The organism is Ewingella sp. AOP8-B2-18 (assembly GCF_052376015.1).
GTDB lineage: Bacteria > Pseudomonadota > Gammaproteobacteria > Enterobacterales > Enterobacteriaceae > Ewingella > Ewingella allii.
Genome location: NZ_JBQSVB010000024.1, coordinates 1 through 17,007 on the forward strand (window position 1 = coordinate 1; position 17,007 = coordinate 17,007).

The window sequence follows — 17,007 nt, forward strand, 5'->3', positions numbered from 1 at the left end:
CATGACAAAGTCATCGGGCATTATCTGAACATAAAACACTATCAATAAGTTGGAGTCATTACCGGCTTTATTGAAGCCTACGCCGGTAGAGGAGGCCCGTACCAATCATTGAATCACGCCTTACTCTCGCGGCCAGTTGTTCTTCGTTCAGGTTCTCCGTACCAGCCGGGCGTTGCGGCAGTACGAAATAGCAAATTTCGGCATTACTGTCCCAAACGCGAATTTCTTTCTCCGGTGGAAGCTCAGTACCGAACTTCTTCAGCACGCCTCTTGGATCAATCACCACACGGGAGCGGTACTGTGCAGATTTAAACCAGATTGGCGGCAATCCCAGAACCGGCCACGGATAGCAGGAGCACAGCGTACAAACAACGATGTTATGTACCGCATCACTGTTTTCGAGGACGTGAATGACTGCGCCTTCGGCACCTGAAAAAACCATCTCGCTGATGGCAGCCGTGCCATCTTCAAGCAGCTTTTTTTAAATTCGGCATCAAGCCAGGCGCGCGCCACGACACTGGCACCGTTACGGGGACCGATCTTGTTTTCAAAATAGTCCACGATGGCGTCTGAAGTTTCTGGATCGAGCTGACCTTTCTCCGTCAGGAATGACTGAATCGCCCGCACTTTGATGGCATTTTCGGAAGGTAAGACATCATGATTTGATATGCTGACTCCACTGTAAGTGATTCATAACTGATTGCTCCAGCCTGTTGGCTGGAGCAAAGAAAATTAAAGGGCGGGATGAGTGCGATGCCAGTCAGTAACCTGCTGCCACGCCCAGCCAGACTGTATCAATGCGGTTTCGCCAAAATGTGGTGCAACAAGCTGGAAGGCGATTGGTGCGCCTGCAGCAGTACGCCCGCAGGGCAATGTCAGAGTTGGGTGGCAGGTCAAATCAAAAACGCTGGTGTAACGCAGCACACCACTGAACAGTGTTTCGTCCTGACCAAACATGCTCATGAGGACTTTTACATGATAAAGCAAATGCGCCAGCAGGGTGCGTATATTGTTGATATTGCCACTCAGGTTGGTTGCTCTGAGCGGACTGTCAGACGGTACCTGAAATACCCGGAACCTCCGGCCAGAAAAACACGCCACAAAATGGCCAAACTCAGGCCGTTCATGGACTATATCGACATGCGTCTGGCTGAGAATGTCTGGAACGGCGAGGTCATCCTCGCGGAAATCAAAGCGATGGGTTATACCGGCGGACGCTCCATGTTGCGTTACTACATCCAGCCAAAACGTAAGATGCGGCCATCGAAGAAAACGGTTCGCTTCGAAACTCAGCCCGGTTACCAGCTCCAGCATGACTGGGGAGAAGTTGAGGCTGAGGTTGCCGGGCAACGATGCAGGGTTAACTTCGCGGTTAACACGCTGGGGTTCTCACGTCGCTTCCATGTCTTCGCGGCACCAAAGCAGGATGCTGAACATACCTATGAGTCACTGGTCCGCGCCTTCCGCTACTTCGGCGGCAGCGTGAAAACCGTGCTGGTCGATAATCAGAAAGCCGCAGTGCTGAAAAATAACAACGGGAAGATGGTGTTCAACTCCGGGTTCCTGCTGCTGGCCGATCACTATGGCTTCCTGCCACGGGCATGCCGTCCACGAAGGGCCAGAACCAAAGGTAAGGTGGAGCGGATGGTGAAATACCTCAAGGAGAACTTCTTCGTCCGGTACCGCCGGTTCGACAGCTTCGCCCAGGTTAATCAGCTACTGGAGCAGTGGATGGCTGACGATGCCGACAGGCGAGAACTTCGCCAGTTCAGGCAGACACCGGAACAGCGCTTCACGCAGGAACAGGAGCATCTGCAGCCGTTGCCGGATACGGACTTCGATACCAGCTACTTCGATATCCGTCATGTCTCCTGGGATGGCTATATCGAGGTTGGCGGAAACCGTTACAGCGTGCCGGAAAGCCTGTGTGGCCAGCCGGTATCAATACGGATCTCGCTGGATGATGAACTGCGGATCTACAGTAATGAGCAGCAGATGGCATCGCACCGTCTCTGTTCGGCTGCATCCGGCTGGCAGACCGTGCCGGAGCATCACGCCCCGCTCTGGCAGCAGGTCAGTCAGGTGGAACCCGAAATCTGATTTATTCAACAAAGCCGCACCAAATCATCACTCGAAGATATTCAGGCATGGTACATCCGCGGCAAGCCCCTAATTTGTACTGAGGGGCAAAGTGAAAAAAGTTACTTTTTGTTGAAACGACAGTTAGCAATAACCCCCGCTTGCGGGGGCCATACCCACCAGGAGCAAACGCAGAAAGCCCGAGATACTTCTGCTGTACCGGGGGCTGGCGACATTTCAGGCAACACTCATAGTTGACATCCTCCCCGCCCTAAAGGGCGGGGAGGATGTCAATAATAGCAGACCACATCATGATGTCATTCTGACCGACAGATGCCAGAAGCAGAGGATCCATCCCATTTTATACCTACCTTATAACACTTAGAAAAACAACATGTTAAAAATGTTTATTGGAAACAATTTTATTTCCAATTGTAATGATAACCATTCTCATATTAATATGGCTACGTGATAATTAACTTTTGATGCACTCCGCATGTCTGACCGTGCCACTACCACAGCTTCCTTAACGTTCGAGTCGCTTTATGGCACCCATAACGGCTGGTTGAAAAGTTGGCTGACGCGCAAACTCCAGTCTGCTTTTGATGCAGATGACATTGCCCAGGACACTTTTTTGCGGGTAATGAGCAGCGAAACGCTCTCGACGATCCGCGATCCTCGCTCTTTCCTGTGCACTATCGCCAAACGCGTGATGGTGGACCTGTTTCGCCGAAACGCGCTGGAAAAAGCGTATCTGGAGATGCTGGCGCTTATGCCGGAGGGGGTAGCGCCTTCACCTGAGGAACGCGAAAGCCAGCTCGAGACCCTACAACTCGTCGACAGCATGCTGGACGGGCTAAACGGAAAAACACGTGAAGCGTTTCTGCTTTCGCAACTGGATGGCCTGACATACAGCGAGATTGCGCACAAACTCGGTGTTTCCGTCAGCTCCGTGAAAAAATACGTGGCGAAAGCCGTCGAGCACTGCCTGCTGTTTCGTCTGGAGCATGGGTTATGAATCCTTCGTTAACCGATTCCCGCCGTCAGGCGCTGCGTTCAGCTTCCCACTGGTATGCCGTGCTAAGCGGCGAGCGCGTCAGCCCACAACAGGAAGCGCGCTGGCAACAGTGGTATGAACAGGATCAGGATAACCAGTGGGCCTGGCAGCAGGTTGAAAACCTGCGCAACCAGCTTGGCGGTGTGCCTGGCGACGTTGCCAGCCGGGCGCTGCACGATACCCGCCTCACCCGCCGTCACGTGATGAAAGGATTACTGCTGTTGCTCGGCGCTGGCGGAGGCTGGCAACTCTGGCAGTCGGAAACCGGCGAAGGTCTGCGGGCAGATTACCGCACCGCCAAAGGCGCAGTCAGCCGTCAGCAACTGGAAGATGGCTCCCTGCTCACGCTGAATACCCAAAGCGCGGCGGATGTGCGTTATGATGCGCATCAGCGCACCGTCCGGCTCTGGTACGGTGAAATCGCCATTACTACCGCGAAAGATGCGCAGCAACGCCCCTTCCGCGTCCTGACCCGTCAGGGCCAACTCACCGCTTTAGGGACAGAATTTACCGTCCGCCAGCAGGATAATTTCACGCAGCTTGACGTGCAGCAGCACGCCGTGGAAGTGCTTCTCGCCAGTGCCCCCGCGCAAAAACGCATCGTGAACGCTGGTGAAAGCCTGCAGTTCAGCGCCTCTGAGTTTGGCGCAGTGAAACCGCTGGATGACGAGAGTACAAGCTGGACGAAGGGCATCCTGAGCTTCAGCGATAAACCGCTGGGTGAGGTGATAGCCACGCTAAGCCGTTACCGCAACGGCGTGCTGCGCTGCGATCCCGCCGTTGCCGGGCTGCGCCTGAGCGGGACGTTCCCGCTGAAAAATACCGATGCGATCCTGAACGTTATCGCTCAAACGCTTCCCGTTAAAATTCAGTCTATTACGCGGTACTGGATAAACATTTCACCGCTGTAAGAAAAATAATTCTCATTTCGATTGTCCTTTTTACCCTTCTCGTTCGACTCATAGCTGAACACAACAAAAATGATGATGGAGAAGGTATGACGCCGTTACGCGTTTTTCGTAAAACAACACCTTTGGTTAACGCCATTCGCCTGAGCCTGCTGCCGCTGGCCGGTCTCTCGTTTTCCGCTTTTGCTGCACAGGTTGATATCGCACCGGGATCGCTCGACAAAGCGCTCAATCAGTATGCCGCACACAGCGGAATTACCCTCTCGGTTGACGCCAGCCTGACGCGCGGCAAGCAGAGCAACGGCCTGCACGGAGATTACGACGTCGAGAGCGGCCTGCAACAGCTGCTGGACGGCAGCGGACTGCAGGTAAAACCGCTGGGAAATAACAGCTGGACGCTGGAGCCCGCGCCCGCGCCAAAAGAAGATGCCCTGACCGTGGTCGGCGACTGGCTGGGCGATGCGCGTGAAAACGACGTATTTGAACATGCTGGCGCGCGTGACGTGATCCGCCGTGAGGATTTCGCCAAAACCGGCGCAACCACCATGCGTGAGGTGCTTAACCGCATCCCTGGCGTCAGCGCGCCGGAAAACAACGGCACCGGCAGCCACGACCTGGCGATGAACTTTGGCATCCGGGGCCTGAACCCACGCCTCGCCAGCCGCTCGACCGTCCTGATGGACGGCATCCCCGTCCCCTTTGCCCCTTACGGTCAGCCGCAGCTTTCACTGGCTCCCGTTTCGCTCGGCAACATGGATGCCATTGACGTGGTGCGCGGTGGTGGTGCGGTGCGTTACGGACCGCAGAGCGTGGGCGGCGTGGTGAACTTTGTTACCCGCGCCATTCCGCAGGACTTTGGTATCGAGGCGGGGGTGGAAGGTCAGCTCAGCCCAACCTCTTCACAAAACAACCCGAAAGAGACGCACAACCTGATGGTGGGCGGCACAGCGGACAACGGTTTTGGCACCGCGCTGCTCTACTCCGGCACGCGCGGCAGTGACTGGCGCGAGCACAGCGCCACCCGCATCGACGACCTGATGCTGAAAAGCAAATATGCGCCGAATGAGGTGCACACCTTCAACAGCCTGCTGCAATATTACGATGGTGAAGCCGACATGCCCGGCGGCCTGTCCCGCGCGGATTACGACGCCGATCGCTGGCAATCCACCCGCCCGTATGACCGCTTCTGGGGCCGTCGCAAGCTGGCGAGCCTGGGCTACCAGTTCCAGCCGGACAGCCAGCATAAATTCAACATTCAGGGGTTCTACACCCAAACCCTGCGCAGCGGCTACCTGGAGCAAGGCAAACGCATCACCCTCTCGCCGCGTAACTACTGGGTGCGCGGTATTGAGCCACGCTACAGCCAGAGCTTTATGATCGGCCCTTCCGCGCACGAAGTGGGCGTGGGCTATCGCTATGTGAATGAATCAACGCATGAAATGCGTTACTACACCGCCACCAGCAGCGGGCAGTTGCCGTCTGGCTCAAGCCCTTACGACCGCGACACGCGTTCCGGCACCGAGGCGCACGCCTGGTATCTGGATGACAAAATCGACATCGGCAACTGGACCATCACGCCGGGTATGCGTTTCGAACATATCGAGTCATACCAGAACAACGCCATCAAAGGCACGCACGAAGAGGTGAGCTATAACGCACCGCTTCCGGCGTTGAACGTGCTCTATCACCTGACTGATAGCTGGAATCTTTATGCAAACACTGAAGGCTCGTTCGGCACCGTACAGTACAGCCAGATTGGCAAGGCTGTGCAAAGCGGCAATGTGGAACCGGAAAAAGCGCGAACCTGGGAACTCGGTACCCGCTACGACGACGGCGCGCTGACGGCGGAAATGGGGCTGTTCCTGATTAACTTTAACAATCAGTACGACTCCAACCAGACCAACGACACCGTCACTGCACGTGGCAAAACGCGCCATACCGGGCTGGAAACGCAGGCACGTTACGACCTGGGTACGCTAACGCCAACGCTTGATAACGTTTCCGTCTACGCCAGCTATGCGTATGTGAACGCGGAAATCCGCGAGAAAGGCGACACCTATGGCAATCAGGTGCCATTCTCCCCGAAACATAAAGGCACGCTGGGCGTGGACTACAAGCCGGGCAACTGGACGTTCAATCTGAACAGCGATTTCCAGTCCAGCCAGTTTGCGGATAACGCCAATACAGTGAAAGAGAGCGCCGACGGCAGTACCGGCCGTATTCCCGGCTTCATGCTCTGGGGCGCACGCGTGGCGTATGACTTTGGCCCGCAGATGGCAGATCTGAACCTGGCGTTCGGTGTGAAAAACATCTTCGACCAGGACTACTTCATCCGCTCTTATGACGACAACAACAAAGGCATCTACGCAGGCCAGCCGCGCACGCTGTATATGCAGGGGTCGTTGAAGTTCTGATGTGTTAACGCCCGGCTTGCCGGGCTTTTAGCTGGAATGTGACTATGTTGGCATTTATCCGTTTTCTTTTTGCAGGCCTGCTGCTGGTGATCGGCCACGCCTTTGCCGCCACGGTTCAGGACGAACACGGCACGTTTACACTCGATAAAACGCCACAACGGATTGTGGTGCTGGAACTCTCGTTCGCCGATGCGCTGGCCGCCGTGGACGTCAGCCCGATCGGTATTGCCGACGATAACGATGCAAAACGCATCCTGCCCAAAGTGCGTGCGCACCTGAAACCGTGGCAGTCCGTCGGAACGCGCGCGCAGCCGAGCCTGGAAGCCATTGCTGCCCTGAAACCAGACCTGATCATTGCCGACAGCAGTCGCCATGCGGGGATTTACACCGCCTTGCAGCAAATCGCGCCGGTACTGCTGCTTAAGTCCCGCAACGAAACCTACGCTGAAAATTTGCACTCAGCGGCTATCATCGGCGAAGTGGTAGGTAAAAAACGAGAGATGCAGGCGCGTCTGGAACAACATAAAGAGAAGATGGCGCAGTGGGCCAGCCAGCTTCCCACAGGGACACGCGTGGCCTTTGGCACATCACGCGAACAGCTATTCAACCTGCATACCCAGGAGACCTGGACCGGCAGCGTGCTGGCTTCTCTGGGGCTGAACGTTCCCGCTACGATGGCGGGCGCGTCCATGCCGTCCATCGGCCTGGAGCAACTGCTGGCGGTCAATCCTGCCTGGCTGCTGGTTGCCCACTATCGCGAAGAGAGCATTGTTAAACGCTGGCAACAAGATCCGCTCTGGCAGATATTAACCGCCGCGCAGAAGCAGCAGGTTGCTTCAGTCGACAGTAACGCCTGGGCGCGGATGCGCGGTATTTTTGCCGCAGAGCGTATTGCCGCTGACACGGTAAAAATCTTCCACCATCAGCCGCTTACCGATGTGAAATGACCGCGCTAAAACACCCGGTGCTGCTGTGGGGGCTTCCCGTTGCAGTACTTATTATTATTTTCTGGCTGAGTCTGTTTTGCTACTCGGCCATTCCTGTTTCCGGAGCAGACGCAATCCGCGCCCTGCTGCCTGGACACACGCCAACGCTACCAGAAGCGCTGGTGCAAAACCTTCGTTTGCCGCGAAGCCTGGTCGCCGTTCTGATCGGCGCAAGCCTGGCGCTCGCGGGCACGCTGCTGCAAACCCTGACCCACAACCCAATGGCCTCTCCTTCACTGCTCAGCATTAACAGCGGCGCGGCGCTGGCTATGGCGCTTACCAGCGCGCTGAGTCCGACGCCGGTTGCAGGCTATTCCCTGTCGTTCATCGCGGCATGCGGGGGCGGCGTGAGCTGGCTGCTGGTCATGACCGCAGGAGGCGGGTTTCGTCATACCCAGGACAGAAACAAACTGATCCTCGCGGGTATCGCGCTGTCGGCCTTTTGTATGGCCCTGACCCGCATCACCCTGCTGCTGGCCGAAGATCATGCTTACGGCATCTTTTACTGGCTGGCAGGCGGAGTGTCCCACGCCCACTGGCAGGATGTCTGGCAGCTCTTGCCGGTGGTGGTCACTGCAGTCCCTGTCGTGTTGCTGCTGGCGAATCAACTGAACCTGCTCAACGTCAGCGACAGTACCGCCCATACGCTGGGAGTGAACCTGCCGAGACTACGTTTGATCATCAATATGTTAGTGCTGCTTCTGGTTGGCGCGTGCGTCAGTGTGGCAGGTCCGGTGGCGTTTATCGGCCTGCTGGTGCCACATCTGGCGCGCTTCTGGGCAGGCTTCGATCAGCGCAACGTACTGCCGGTGAGCATGCTGCTGGGGGCCACGCTGATGCTGATGGCAGATGTACTCGCACGCGCGCTGGCCTTCCCCGGCGATCTGCCCGCAGGCGCAGTGCTGGCGCTGATTGGCAGTCCTTGCTTTGTCTGGCTGGTGAGGAGGCGAGGATGAAAATTGCGCTGGTCATTTTCATCACCCTTGCCCTGGCAGGCTGTGCGCTGTTATCACTCCATATGGGGGTGATCCCCGTGCCGTGGCGCGCGCTGCTGACCGACTGGCAGGACGGACGCGAGCATTATTATGTATTGATGGAGTACCGACTGCCGCGCTTGCTGCTGGCACTGTTTGTCGGTGCAGCCCTCGCCGTGGCGGGCGTGCTGGTACAGGGGATTGTGCGTAACCCGCTAGCATCACCGGATATTCTCGGCATTAACCATGCCGCCAGCCTTGCCTCTGTGGGAGCACTGCTTCTTATGCCATCACTATCCGTGATGGTGCTGCCGCTGCTGGCCTTTGCGGGCGGTATGGCGGGGTTGATCTTGCTGAAGATGCTGGCAAAGACCCACCAGCCGATGAAGCTGGCGCTCACCGGCGTGGCGCTTTCCGCCTGCTGGGCGAGCCTGACGGATTACCTGATGCTCCTGCACCCGCAGGATGTAAACAGTGCCCTGCTGTGGCTGACGGGTAGCTTATGGGGGCGCGACTGGCACTTTGTGAAGATTGCCGTGCCGTTGCTCATTCTGTTTTTGCCGCTGAGCCTGCGCTTTTGTCGCGATCTCGACCTGCTGGCGCTGGGCGATGCACGAGCAGCCACGCTCGGCGTGTCGGTTCAGCGCACCCGGTTCCAGGGGCTGATGCTGGCTGTCGCGATGACAGCAACCGGCGTGGCCGTCTGTGGCCCGATAAGTTTTATTGGTCTCGTCGTGCCGCACATGGTGCGCAGGATCGCCGGCGGGCGTCACCGCTGGCTGATGCCCGTTTCGGCCCTGACGGGCGCGTTGTTGCTGGTCATTGCCGATCTGCTGGCACGAATCATTCATCCGCCGATGGAGCTTCCGGCAGGCGTGCTGACCGCCATTATCGGCGCACCGTGGTTTGTCTGGCTGCTTGTGAGAATGCGATAAATGAGATTACGTACTGAAAATCTGACCGCCAGCTATGGCGCACAAACCGTGCTGGATGGACTTTCTCTCGCCCTGCCTGCCGGAAAAATCACGGCCCTGCTCGGCCCTAACGGTTGCGGGAAATCGACGCTGTTGAACTGTTTTTCTCGCCTGTTAACACCAGACTCTGGCGAGATATTGCTTGATGAAAAACCCATAGCCGGTTTTTCCGCCCGCCAGCTGGCTCGCCGCCTGGCTTTACTGCCGCAACACCATTTATCCCCCGAGGGGATCACTGTACGGGAGCTGGTTTCCTACGGCCGCAGCCCGTGGCTGTCGTTGTGGGGGCGACTCTCCGCGGAAGACAACGAGCGGGTCAACGTGGCAATGAGTCAGACCCGGACGCGCAATCTGGCTGACCGCAGGTTAACCCAGCTTTCCGGCGGCCAGCGCCAGCGTGCGTTTCTGGCGATGGTGCTGGCACAGGATACCCCACTCATTCTTCTTGATGAGCCTACGACCTACCTCGATATCAATCATCAGGTTGAACTGATGCGCCTGATGGTTGAACTCAAAAGGCAGGGGAAAACCGTAGTGACGGTACTCCACGATCTGAATCAGGCCAGCCGCTATTGCGATCATCTGGTGGTACTGGCAAGCGGTCGCGTGATGGCGCAAGGTGCTCCGGAAGCAGTGATGAAACCAGAGCTTCTAAAGACGGTGTTCAGCGTAGAAGCGGAAATCCATCCCGAACCGGTATCTGGCAGACCCATGTGTGTGGTGAAGTAGTCTGGCGAAGTCATAAGGATCATCACAGGACAGATAAAGGAAGTGATAACCACCTGCCAACAGGCACCAAAATCTGGCTGGTTGCCGGTATCACCGACATGCGCAACGGCTTCAATGGTCTCGCCGCAAAGGTGCAGACGATGCTGAAAGATGACCCGATGTCCGGCCATGTCTTCATCTTCCGGGGCCGCAGCGGCAGTAAGGTCAAACTGCTGTGGTCCACCGGCGACGGGCTGTGCCTGCTGACCAAACGGCTGGAACGCGGCCGCTTCGCCTGGCCCTCTGCCCGCATTATGGGCGTTGGCCTCAACACGATTTTCCGCCATTTAAAAAACTCAGGCCGCAGTCGGTAACCTCGCGCATACAGCCGGGCAGTGACGTCATCGTCTGCGCGGAAATGGACGAACAGTGGGGATACGTCGGGGCTAAATCGCGCCAGCGCTGGCTTTTTTACGCGTATGACAGGCTCCGGAAGACGGTTGTTGCGCACGTATTCGGTGAACGCACTATGGCGACGCTGGGGCGTCTTATGAGCCTGCTGTCACCCTTTGACGTGGTGATATGGATGACGGATGGCTGGCCGCTGTATGAATCCCGCCTGAAGGGAAAGCTGCACGTAATCAGCAAGCGATATACGCAGCGAATTGAGCGGCATAACCTGAATCTGAGGCAGCACCTGGCACGGCTGGGACGGAAGTCGCTGTCGCTCTCAAAATCGGTGGAGCTGCATGACAAAGTCATCGGGCATTATCTGAACATAAAACACTATCAATAAGTTGGAGTCATTACCCGATATTCTGGGTAATGCTGTCAACCTGTTGATGACTATTTTAATCTGTAGTCATTCAATCCTTGTAACATCAGGATGATCCTGGTGTCAGTGAAAATACGAAATCAACACGTTGGTATCATTACCCACCTGTGAACTGACGTCGGCATTTTGAATCTCACTTCGGCGTGCCCCCTCCGAATGGCGCAAAACATTTCGTGGTATGGCATGATAGCACCCGAAGAGAGTCAATTCAGGGTGGTAAATGTGAAACCAGTAACGCTATACGATGTCGCAGAGTATGCCGGTGTCTCTTATCAGACCGTTTCCCGCGTGATGAACCAGGCCAGCCACGTCTCTGCGAAAACGCGGGAAAAGGTGGAAGCGGCGATGGCGCAGCTGAACTACATTCCCAACCGCGTGGCACAACAACTGGCGGGCAAACAGTCGTTGCTGATTGGCGTTGCTACCTCCAGTCTGGCCCTGCACGCGCCGTCGCAAATTGTCGCGGCGATTAAATCTCGCGCCGATCAACTGGGTGCCAGCGTGGTGGTGTCGATGGTAGAACGAAGCGGCGTCGAAGCCTGTAAAGCGGCGGTGCACAATCTTCTCGCGCAACGCGTCAGTGGGCTGATCATTAACTATCCGCTGGATGACCAGGATGCCATTGCTGTGGAAGCTGCCTGCGCTAATGTTCCGGCGTTATTTCTTGATGTCTCTGACCAGACTCCCATCAACAGTATTATTTTCTCCCATGAAGACGGTACGCGACTGGGCGTGGAGCATCTGGTCGCATTGGGTCACCAGCAAATCGCGCTGTTAGCGGGCCCATTAAGTTCTGTCTCGGCGCGTCTGCGTCTGGCGGGCTGGCATAAATATCTCACTCGCAATCAAATTCAGCCGATAGCGGAACGGGAAGGCGACTGGAGTGCCATGTCCGGTTTTCAACAAACCATGCAAATGCTAAATGAGGGCATCGTTCCCACTGCGATGCTGGTTGCCAACGATCAGATGGCGCTGGGCGCAATGCGCGCCATTACCGAGTCCGGGTTGCGCGTTGGTGCGGATATCTCGGTAGTGGGATACGACGATACCGAAGACAGCTCGTGTTATATCCCGCCGTTAACCACCATCAAACAGGATTTTCGCCTGCTGGGGCAAACCAGCGTGGACCGCTTGCTGCAACTCTCTCAGGGCCAGGCGGTGAAGGGCAATCAGCTTTTGCCCGTCTCTCTGGTGAAAAGAAAAACCACCCTGGCGCCCAAGACGCAAACCGCCTCTCCCCGCGCGTTGGCCGATTCATTAATGCAGCTGGCACGACAAGTTTCCCGACTGGAAAGCGGGCAGTGAGCGCAACGCAATTAATGTGAGTCAGCTCACTCATTAGGCACCCCAGGCTTTACACTTTATGCGTCCGACTCGTATGTTGTGTGAAATTGTTAGCGGATAACAATTTCACACAGGATACAGCTATGACTATGATTACGGATTCACTGGCCGTCGTATTACAACGTCGTGACTGGGAAAACCCTGGCGTTACCCAACTTAATCGCCTTGCAGCACATCCCCCTTTCGCCAGCTGGCGTAATAGCGAAGAGGCCCGCACCAATCTCCCTTCCCAACAGTTGCGCAGCCTGAATGGTGAGTGGCAATTTGTCTGGTTTCCGGCACCAGAAGCGGTTCCGGAAAGCTGGCTGGAGTGCGATCTTCCTGTCGCCGATACTGTCGTCGTCCCCTCAAACTGGCAGATGCACGGTTACGACGCGCCCATCTACACCAACGTGACCTATCCCATTACGGTCAATCCGCCATTTGTTCCCACGGAGAATCCGACTGGTTGTTACTCGCTCACATTTAATGTTGATGAAAGCTGGCTACAGGAAGGCCAGACGCGAATTATTTTTGATGGCGTTAACTCGGCGTTTCATCTGTGGTGCAACGGGCGCTGGGTCGGTTACGGCCAGGACAGCCGTTTGCCGTCTGAATTTGACCTGAGCACATTTTTACGCGCCGGAGAAAACCGCCTCGCGGTGATGGTGCTGCGCTGGAGTGACGGCAGTTATCTGGAAGATCAGGATATGTGGCGGATGAGCGGCATTTTCCGTGACGTCTCGTTGCTGCATAAACCGAGCACGCAAATCAGCGATTTCCATGTAGCCACTCACTTTAATGATGATTTCAGCCGCGCTGTACTGGAGGCAGACGTTCAGATGTACGGCGAGCTGCGCGATGAGCTGCGGGTGACGGTTTCTTTGTGGCAGGGTGAAACGCAGGTCGCCAGCGGCACCGCGCCTTTCGGCGGTGAAATTATCGATGAGCGTGGTGGTTATGCCGATCACGTCACCCTACGTCTGAACGTCGAAAACCCGAAACTGTGGAGCGCCGAAATCCCGAATCTCTATCGTGCGGTGGTTGAACTGCACACCGCCGACGGCACGCTGATTGAAGCAGAAGCCTGCGATGTCGGTTTCCGCGAGGTGCGGATTGAAAATGGTCTGCTGCTGCTGAACGGCAAGCCGTTGCTGATTCGCGGCGTTAACCGTCACGAGCATCATCCTCTGCATGGTCAGGTCATGGATGAGCAGACGATGGTGCAGGATATCCTGCTGATGAAGCAGAACAACTTTAACGCCGTGCGCTGTTCGCATTATCCGAACCATCCGCTGTGGTACACGCTGTGCGACCACTACGGCCTGTATGTGGTGGATGAAGCCAACATTGAAACCCACGGCATGGTGCCAATGAATCGTCTGACCGATGATCCGCGCTGGCTACCCGCGATGAGCGAACGCGTAACGCGAATGGTGCAGCGCGATCGTAATCACCCGAGTGTGATCATCTGGTCGCTGGGGAATGAATCAGGCCACGGCGCTAATCACGACGCACTCTATCGCTGGATCAAATCTGTCGATCCTTCCCGCCCGGTACAGTATGAAGGCGGCGGAGCCGACACCTTCGCAACCGATATTATTTGCCCGATGTACGCGCGCGTGGATGAAGACCAGCCCTTCCCGGCTGTGCCGAAATGGTCCATCAAAAAATGGCTTTCGTTGCCTGGAGAGACGCGCCCACTGATCCTTTGCGAATACGCCCACGCGATGGGTAACAGTCTTGGCGGCTTCGCTAAATACTGGCAGGCGTTTCGTCAGTACCCCCGTTTACAGGGCGGCTTCGTCTGGGACTGGGTGGATCAGTCGCTGATTAAATATGATGAAAATGGCAATCCGTGGTCGGCTTACGGCGGTGATTTTGGCGATACGCCGAATGATCGCCAGTTCTGCATGAACGGTCTGGTCTTTGCCGACCGCACGCCGCATCCGGCGCTGACGGAAGCAAAACACCAGCAGCAGTTTTTCCAGTTCAGTTTATCCGGGCGAACCATCGAAGTGACCAGCGAATACCTGTTCCGTCATAGCGATAACGAGCTCCTGCACTGGATGGTGGCGCTGGATGGCAAGCCGCTGGCAAGCGGTGAAGTGCCTCTGGATGTCGCTCCACAAGGTAAACAGTTGATTGAACTGCCTGGACTACCGCAGCCGAAGAGCGCCGGACAACTCTGGCTAACGGTTCACGTAGTGCAACCGAACGCGACCACATGGTCAGCAGCCGGACACATCAGCGCCTGGCAGCAGTGGCGTCTGGCGGAAAACCTCAGCGTGACACTCCCCTCCGCGCCCCACGCCATCCCGCAACTGACCACCAGCGAAACGGATTTTTGCATCGAGCTGGATAATAAGCGTTGGCAATTTAACCGCCAGTCAGGCTTTCTTTCACAGATGTGGATTGGCGATAAAAAACAACTGCTGACGCCGCTGCGCGATCAGTTCACCCGCGCACCGCTGGATAACGACGGCGTAAGTGAAGCGACCCGCATTGACCCTAACGCCTGGGTCGAACGCTGGAAGGCGGCGGGCCATTACCAGGCCGAAGCAGCGTTGTTGCAGTGCACGGCAGATACGCTTGCCGACGCGGTGCTGATTACCACGGTCCACGCGTGGCAGCATCAGGGGAAAACCTTATTTATCAGCCGGAAAACCTACCGGATTGATGGAAGTGGTCAAATGGCGATTACCGTTGATGTTGAAGTGGCGAGCAATACGCCACATCCGGCGCGGATTGGCCTGACCTGCCAGCTGGCGCAGGTAGCAGAGCGGGTAAACTGGCTCGGATTAGGGCCGCAAGAAAACTATCCCGACCGCCTTACTGCGGCCTGTTTTGACCGCTGGGATCTGCCATTGTCAGACATGTATACCCCGTACGTCTTCCCGAGCGAAAACGGTCTGCGCTGCGGGACGCGCGAATTGAATTATGGCCCACACCAGTGGCGCGGCGACTTCCAGTTCAACATCAGCCGCTACAGTCAACAGCAACTGATGGAAACCAGCCATCGCCATCTGCTGCACGCGGAAGAAGGCACATGGCTGAATATCGACGGTTTCCATATGGGGATTGGTGGCGACGACTCCTGGAGCCCGTCAGTGTCGGCGGAATTCCAGCTTAGCGCCGGTAGCTACCATTACCAGTTGCTCTGGTGTCAAAAATAATAATAACCGGGCAGGCCATGTCTGCCCGTATTTCGCGTAAGGAAATCCATTATGTACTATTTAAAAAACACAAACTTTTGGATGTTCGGTTTATTCTTTTTCTTTTACTTTTTTATCATGGGAGCCTACTTCCCGTTTTTCCCGATTTGGCTACATGACATCAACCATATCAGCAAAAGTGATACGGGTATTATTTTTGCCGCTATTTCTCTGTTCTCGCTATTATTCCAACCGCTGTTTGGTCTGCTTTCTGACAAACTCGGGCTGCGCAAATACCTGCTGTGGATTATTACCGGCATGTTAGTGGTGTTTGCGCCGTTCTTTATTTTTATCTTCGGGCCACTGTTACAATACAACATTTTAGTAGGAGCGATTGTTGGTGGTATTTATCTTGGCTTTTGTTTTAACGCCGGTGCGCCAGCAGTAGAGGCATTTATCGAGAAAGTCAGCCGTCGTAGTAATTTCGAATTTGGTCGCGCGCGGATGTTTGGCTGTGTTGGCTGGGCGCTGTGTGCCTCGATTGTCGGCATCATGTTCACCATCAATAATCAGTTTGTTTTCTGGCTGGGTTCTGGCTGTGCACTCCTCCTCGCCGTTTTACTCTTTTTCGCCAAAACGGATGCGCCCTCTTCTGCCACGGTTGCCAATGCGGTAGGTGCCAACCATTCGGCATTTAGCCTTAAGCTGGCGCTGGAACTGTTCAGACAGCCAAAACTGTGGTTTTTGTCACTGTATGTTATTGGCGTTTCCTGCACCTACGATGTTTTTGACCAACAGTTTGCTAATTTCTTTACTTCGTTCTTTGCTACCGGTGAACAGGGTACGCGGGTATTTGGCTACGTAACGACAATGGGCGAATTACTTAACGCCTCGATTATGTTTTTTGCGCCACTGATCATTAATCGCATCGGTGGGAAAAACGCCCTGCTGCTGGCTGGCACTATTATGTCAGTACGTATTATTGGCTCATCGTTCGCTACCTCAGCACTGGAAGTGGTTACTCTGAAAACGCTGCATATGTTTGAAGTACCGTTCCTGCTGGTGGGCAGCTTTAAATATATTACCAGCCAGTTTGAAGTGCGTTTTTCAGCGACGATTTATCTGGTCTGTTTCTGCTTCTTTAAGCAACTGGCGATGATTTTTATGTCTATTCTGGCGGGCAATATGTATGAAAGCATCGGTTTCCAGGGCGCTTACCTGGTGCTGGGTCTGGTGGCGCTGGGCTTCACCTTAATTTCCGTGTTCACGCTTAGCGGCCCCGGCCCACTTTCCCTGCTGCGTCGCCAGGTGAATGAAGTCGCTTAAGAAATTAATGTCGGATACGGCGCGAGCGCCTTATCCGACCAACTTATCAGGACGGAATGTTAAAAATGAACATGTCGATGACAGAAAAAATAAAAGCAGGCAAGCTATTTACCGATATGTGCGAAGGCTTACCTGAAAAAAGACTTCGTGGGAAAACATTAATGTATGAGTTCAATCACTCGCATCCATCAGAAGTTGAAAAAAGGGTAATGACTCCAACTTATTGATAGTGTTTTATGTTCAGATAATGCCCGATGACTTTGTCATG

12 protein-coding genes and 4 pseudogenes are annotated in these 17,007 nt (G+C 55.4%); 14 read left to right on the forward strand and 2 right to left on the reverse strand.

Annotation, left to right across the window (positions count from 1 at the left end):
* Positions 1 to 67: 67 nt before the first annotated feature.
* A pseudogene (gene nthA / locus ACT3RR_RS22300) lies at positions 68 to 627 on the reverse strand (nitrile hydratase subunit alpha).
* Positions 628 to 732: 105 nt separating this feature from the next.
* Positions 733 to 963 (reverse strand): amidase family protein, encoded by a 231-nt coding sequence (locus tag ACT3RR_RS22305; protein ID WP_024193449.1) that lies wholly within the window; start codon positions 961 to 963, stop codon positions 733 to 735.
* 12 nt (positions 964 to 975) lie between these two features.
* Here ACT3RR_RS22305 and istA point away from each other — a divergent pair, with 12 nt between their 5' ends.
* The 14 genes and pseudogenes from istA to ACT3RR_RS22375 form a co-directional block, all read left to right on the forward strand.
* Positions 976 to 2,100: an IS21 family transposase gene (gene istA, locus ACT3RR_RS22310; protein WP_032237994.1), complete on the forward strand. Its 1,125-nt coding sequence runs from the start codon at positions 976 to 978 to the stop codon at positions 2,098 to 2,100.
* A 475-nt stretch (positions 2,101 to 2,575) separates the two neighbouring features.
* Complete coding sequence (gene fecI, locus ACT3RR_RS22315; RefSeq protein ID WP_001572456.1) at positions 2,576 to 3,097, forward strand: RNA polymerase sigma factor FecI; 522 nt, start codon at positions 2,576 to 2,578, stop codon at positions 3,095 to 3,097.
* Complete coding sequence (gene fecR / locus ACT3RR_RS22320; protein WP_017146590.1) at positions 3,094 to 4,047, forward strand: ferric citrate uptake sigma factor regulator FecR; 954 nt, start codon at positions 3,094 to 3,096, stop codon at positions 4,045 to 4,047. Before fecI ends, fecR begins: the two co-directional genes overlap by 4 nt.
* Before the next feature lie 86 nt (positions 4,048 to 4,133).
* Complete coding sequence (fecA, locus tag ACT3RR_RS22325; protein WP_020325014.1) at positions 4,134 to 6,458, forward strand: TonB-dependent Fe(3+) dicitrate receptor FecA; 2,325 nt, start codon at positions 4,134 to 4,136, stop codon at positions 6,456 to 6,458.
* 44 nt (positions 6,459 to 6,502) lie between these two features.
* Entirely contained in the window at positions 6,503 to 7,405 is a 903-nt protein-coding gene (fecB, locus tag ACT3RR_RS22330; protein ID WP_046360980.1) for a Fe(3+) dicitrate ABC transporter substrate-binding protein FecB, read from the forward strand.
* Positions 7,402 to 8,400 carry an iron-dicitrate ABC transporter permease FecC gene (gene fecC, locus ACT3RR_RS22335; protein WP_046360979.1) on the forward strand — a complete coding sequence of 333 codons (999 nt, stop codon included), beginning with the start codon at positions 7,402 to 7,404 and terminating at the stop codon, positions 8,398 to 8,400. The genes fecB and fecC overlap by 4 nt, the downstream gene beginning before the upstream one ends.
* Positions 8,397 to 9,353, forward strand: a complete 957-nt coding sequence (fecD, locus tag ACT3RR_RS22340) for a Fe(3+) dicitrate ABC transporter permease subunit FecD (RefSeq protein WP_099065436.1) — start codon at positions 8,397 to 8,399, stop codon at positions 9,351 to 9,353. Before fecC ends, fecD begins: the two co-directional genes overlap by 4 nt.
* The gene (gene fecE / locus ACT3RR_RS22345) at positions 9,354 to 10,121 is read left to right on the forward strand and encodes a Fe(3+) dicitrate ABC transporter ATP-binding protein FecE (protein ID WP_001572449.1); all 768 of its coding nucleotides are present in this window, start codon (positions 9,354 to 9,356) and stop codon (positions 10,119 to 10,121) included.
* Between the two features lie 98 nt (positions 10,122 to 10,219).
* Positions 10,220 to 10,411: pseudogene (gene tnpB, locus ACT3RR_RS22350) on the forward strand (IS66 family insertion sequence element accessory protein TnpB); the annotation flags it as partial.
* A pseudogene (locus ACT3RR_RS22355) lies at positions 10,403 to 10,896 on the forward strand (IS1-like element IS1B family transposase); the annotation flags it as partial. The pseudogenes tnpB and ACT3RR_RS22355, both read left to right, overlap by 9 nt.
* 261 nt (positions 10,897 to 11,157) lie before the next feature.
* Positions 11,158 to 12,240: a DNA-binding transcriptional repressor LacI gene (gene lacI / locus ACT3RR_RS22360; protein WP_024193489.1), complete on the forward strand. Its 1,083-nt coding sequence runs from the start codon at positions 11,158 to 11,160 to the stop codon at positions 12,238 to 12,240.
* 122 nt (positions 12,241 to 12,362) lie between these two features.
* Entirely contained in the window at positions 12,363 to 15,434 is a 3,072-nt protein-coding gene (gene lacZ / locus ACT3RR_RS22365) for a beta-galactosidase (RefSeq protein ID WP_046361013.1), read from the forward strand.
* 51 nt (positions 15,435 to 15,485) lie between these two features.
* On the forward strand, positions 15,486 to 16,739 hold the full coding sequence (lacY, locus tag ACT3RR_RS22370) for a lactose permease (protein ID WP_046361014.1): 1,254 nt from the start codon (positions 15,486 to 15,488) through the stop codon (positions 16,737 to 16,739).
* A gap of 65 nt (positions 16,740 to 16,804) precedes the next feature.
* Positions 16,805 to 16,945: pseudogene (locus tag ACT3RR_RS22375) on the forward strand (maltose acetyltransferase domain-containing protein); the annotation flags it as partial.
* Between the last annotated feature and the right edge of the window lie 62 nt (positions 16,946 to 17,007).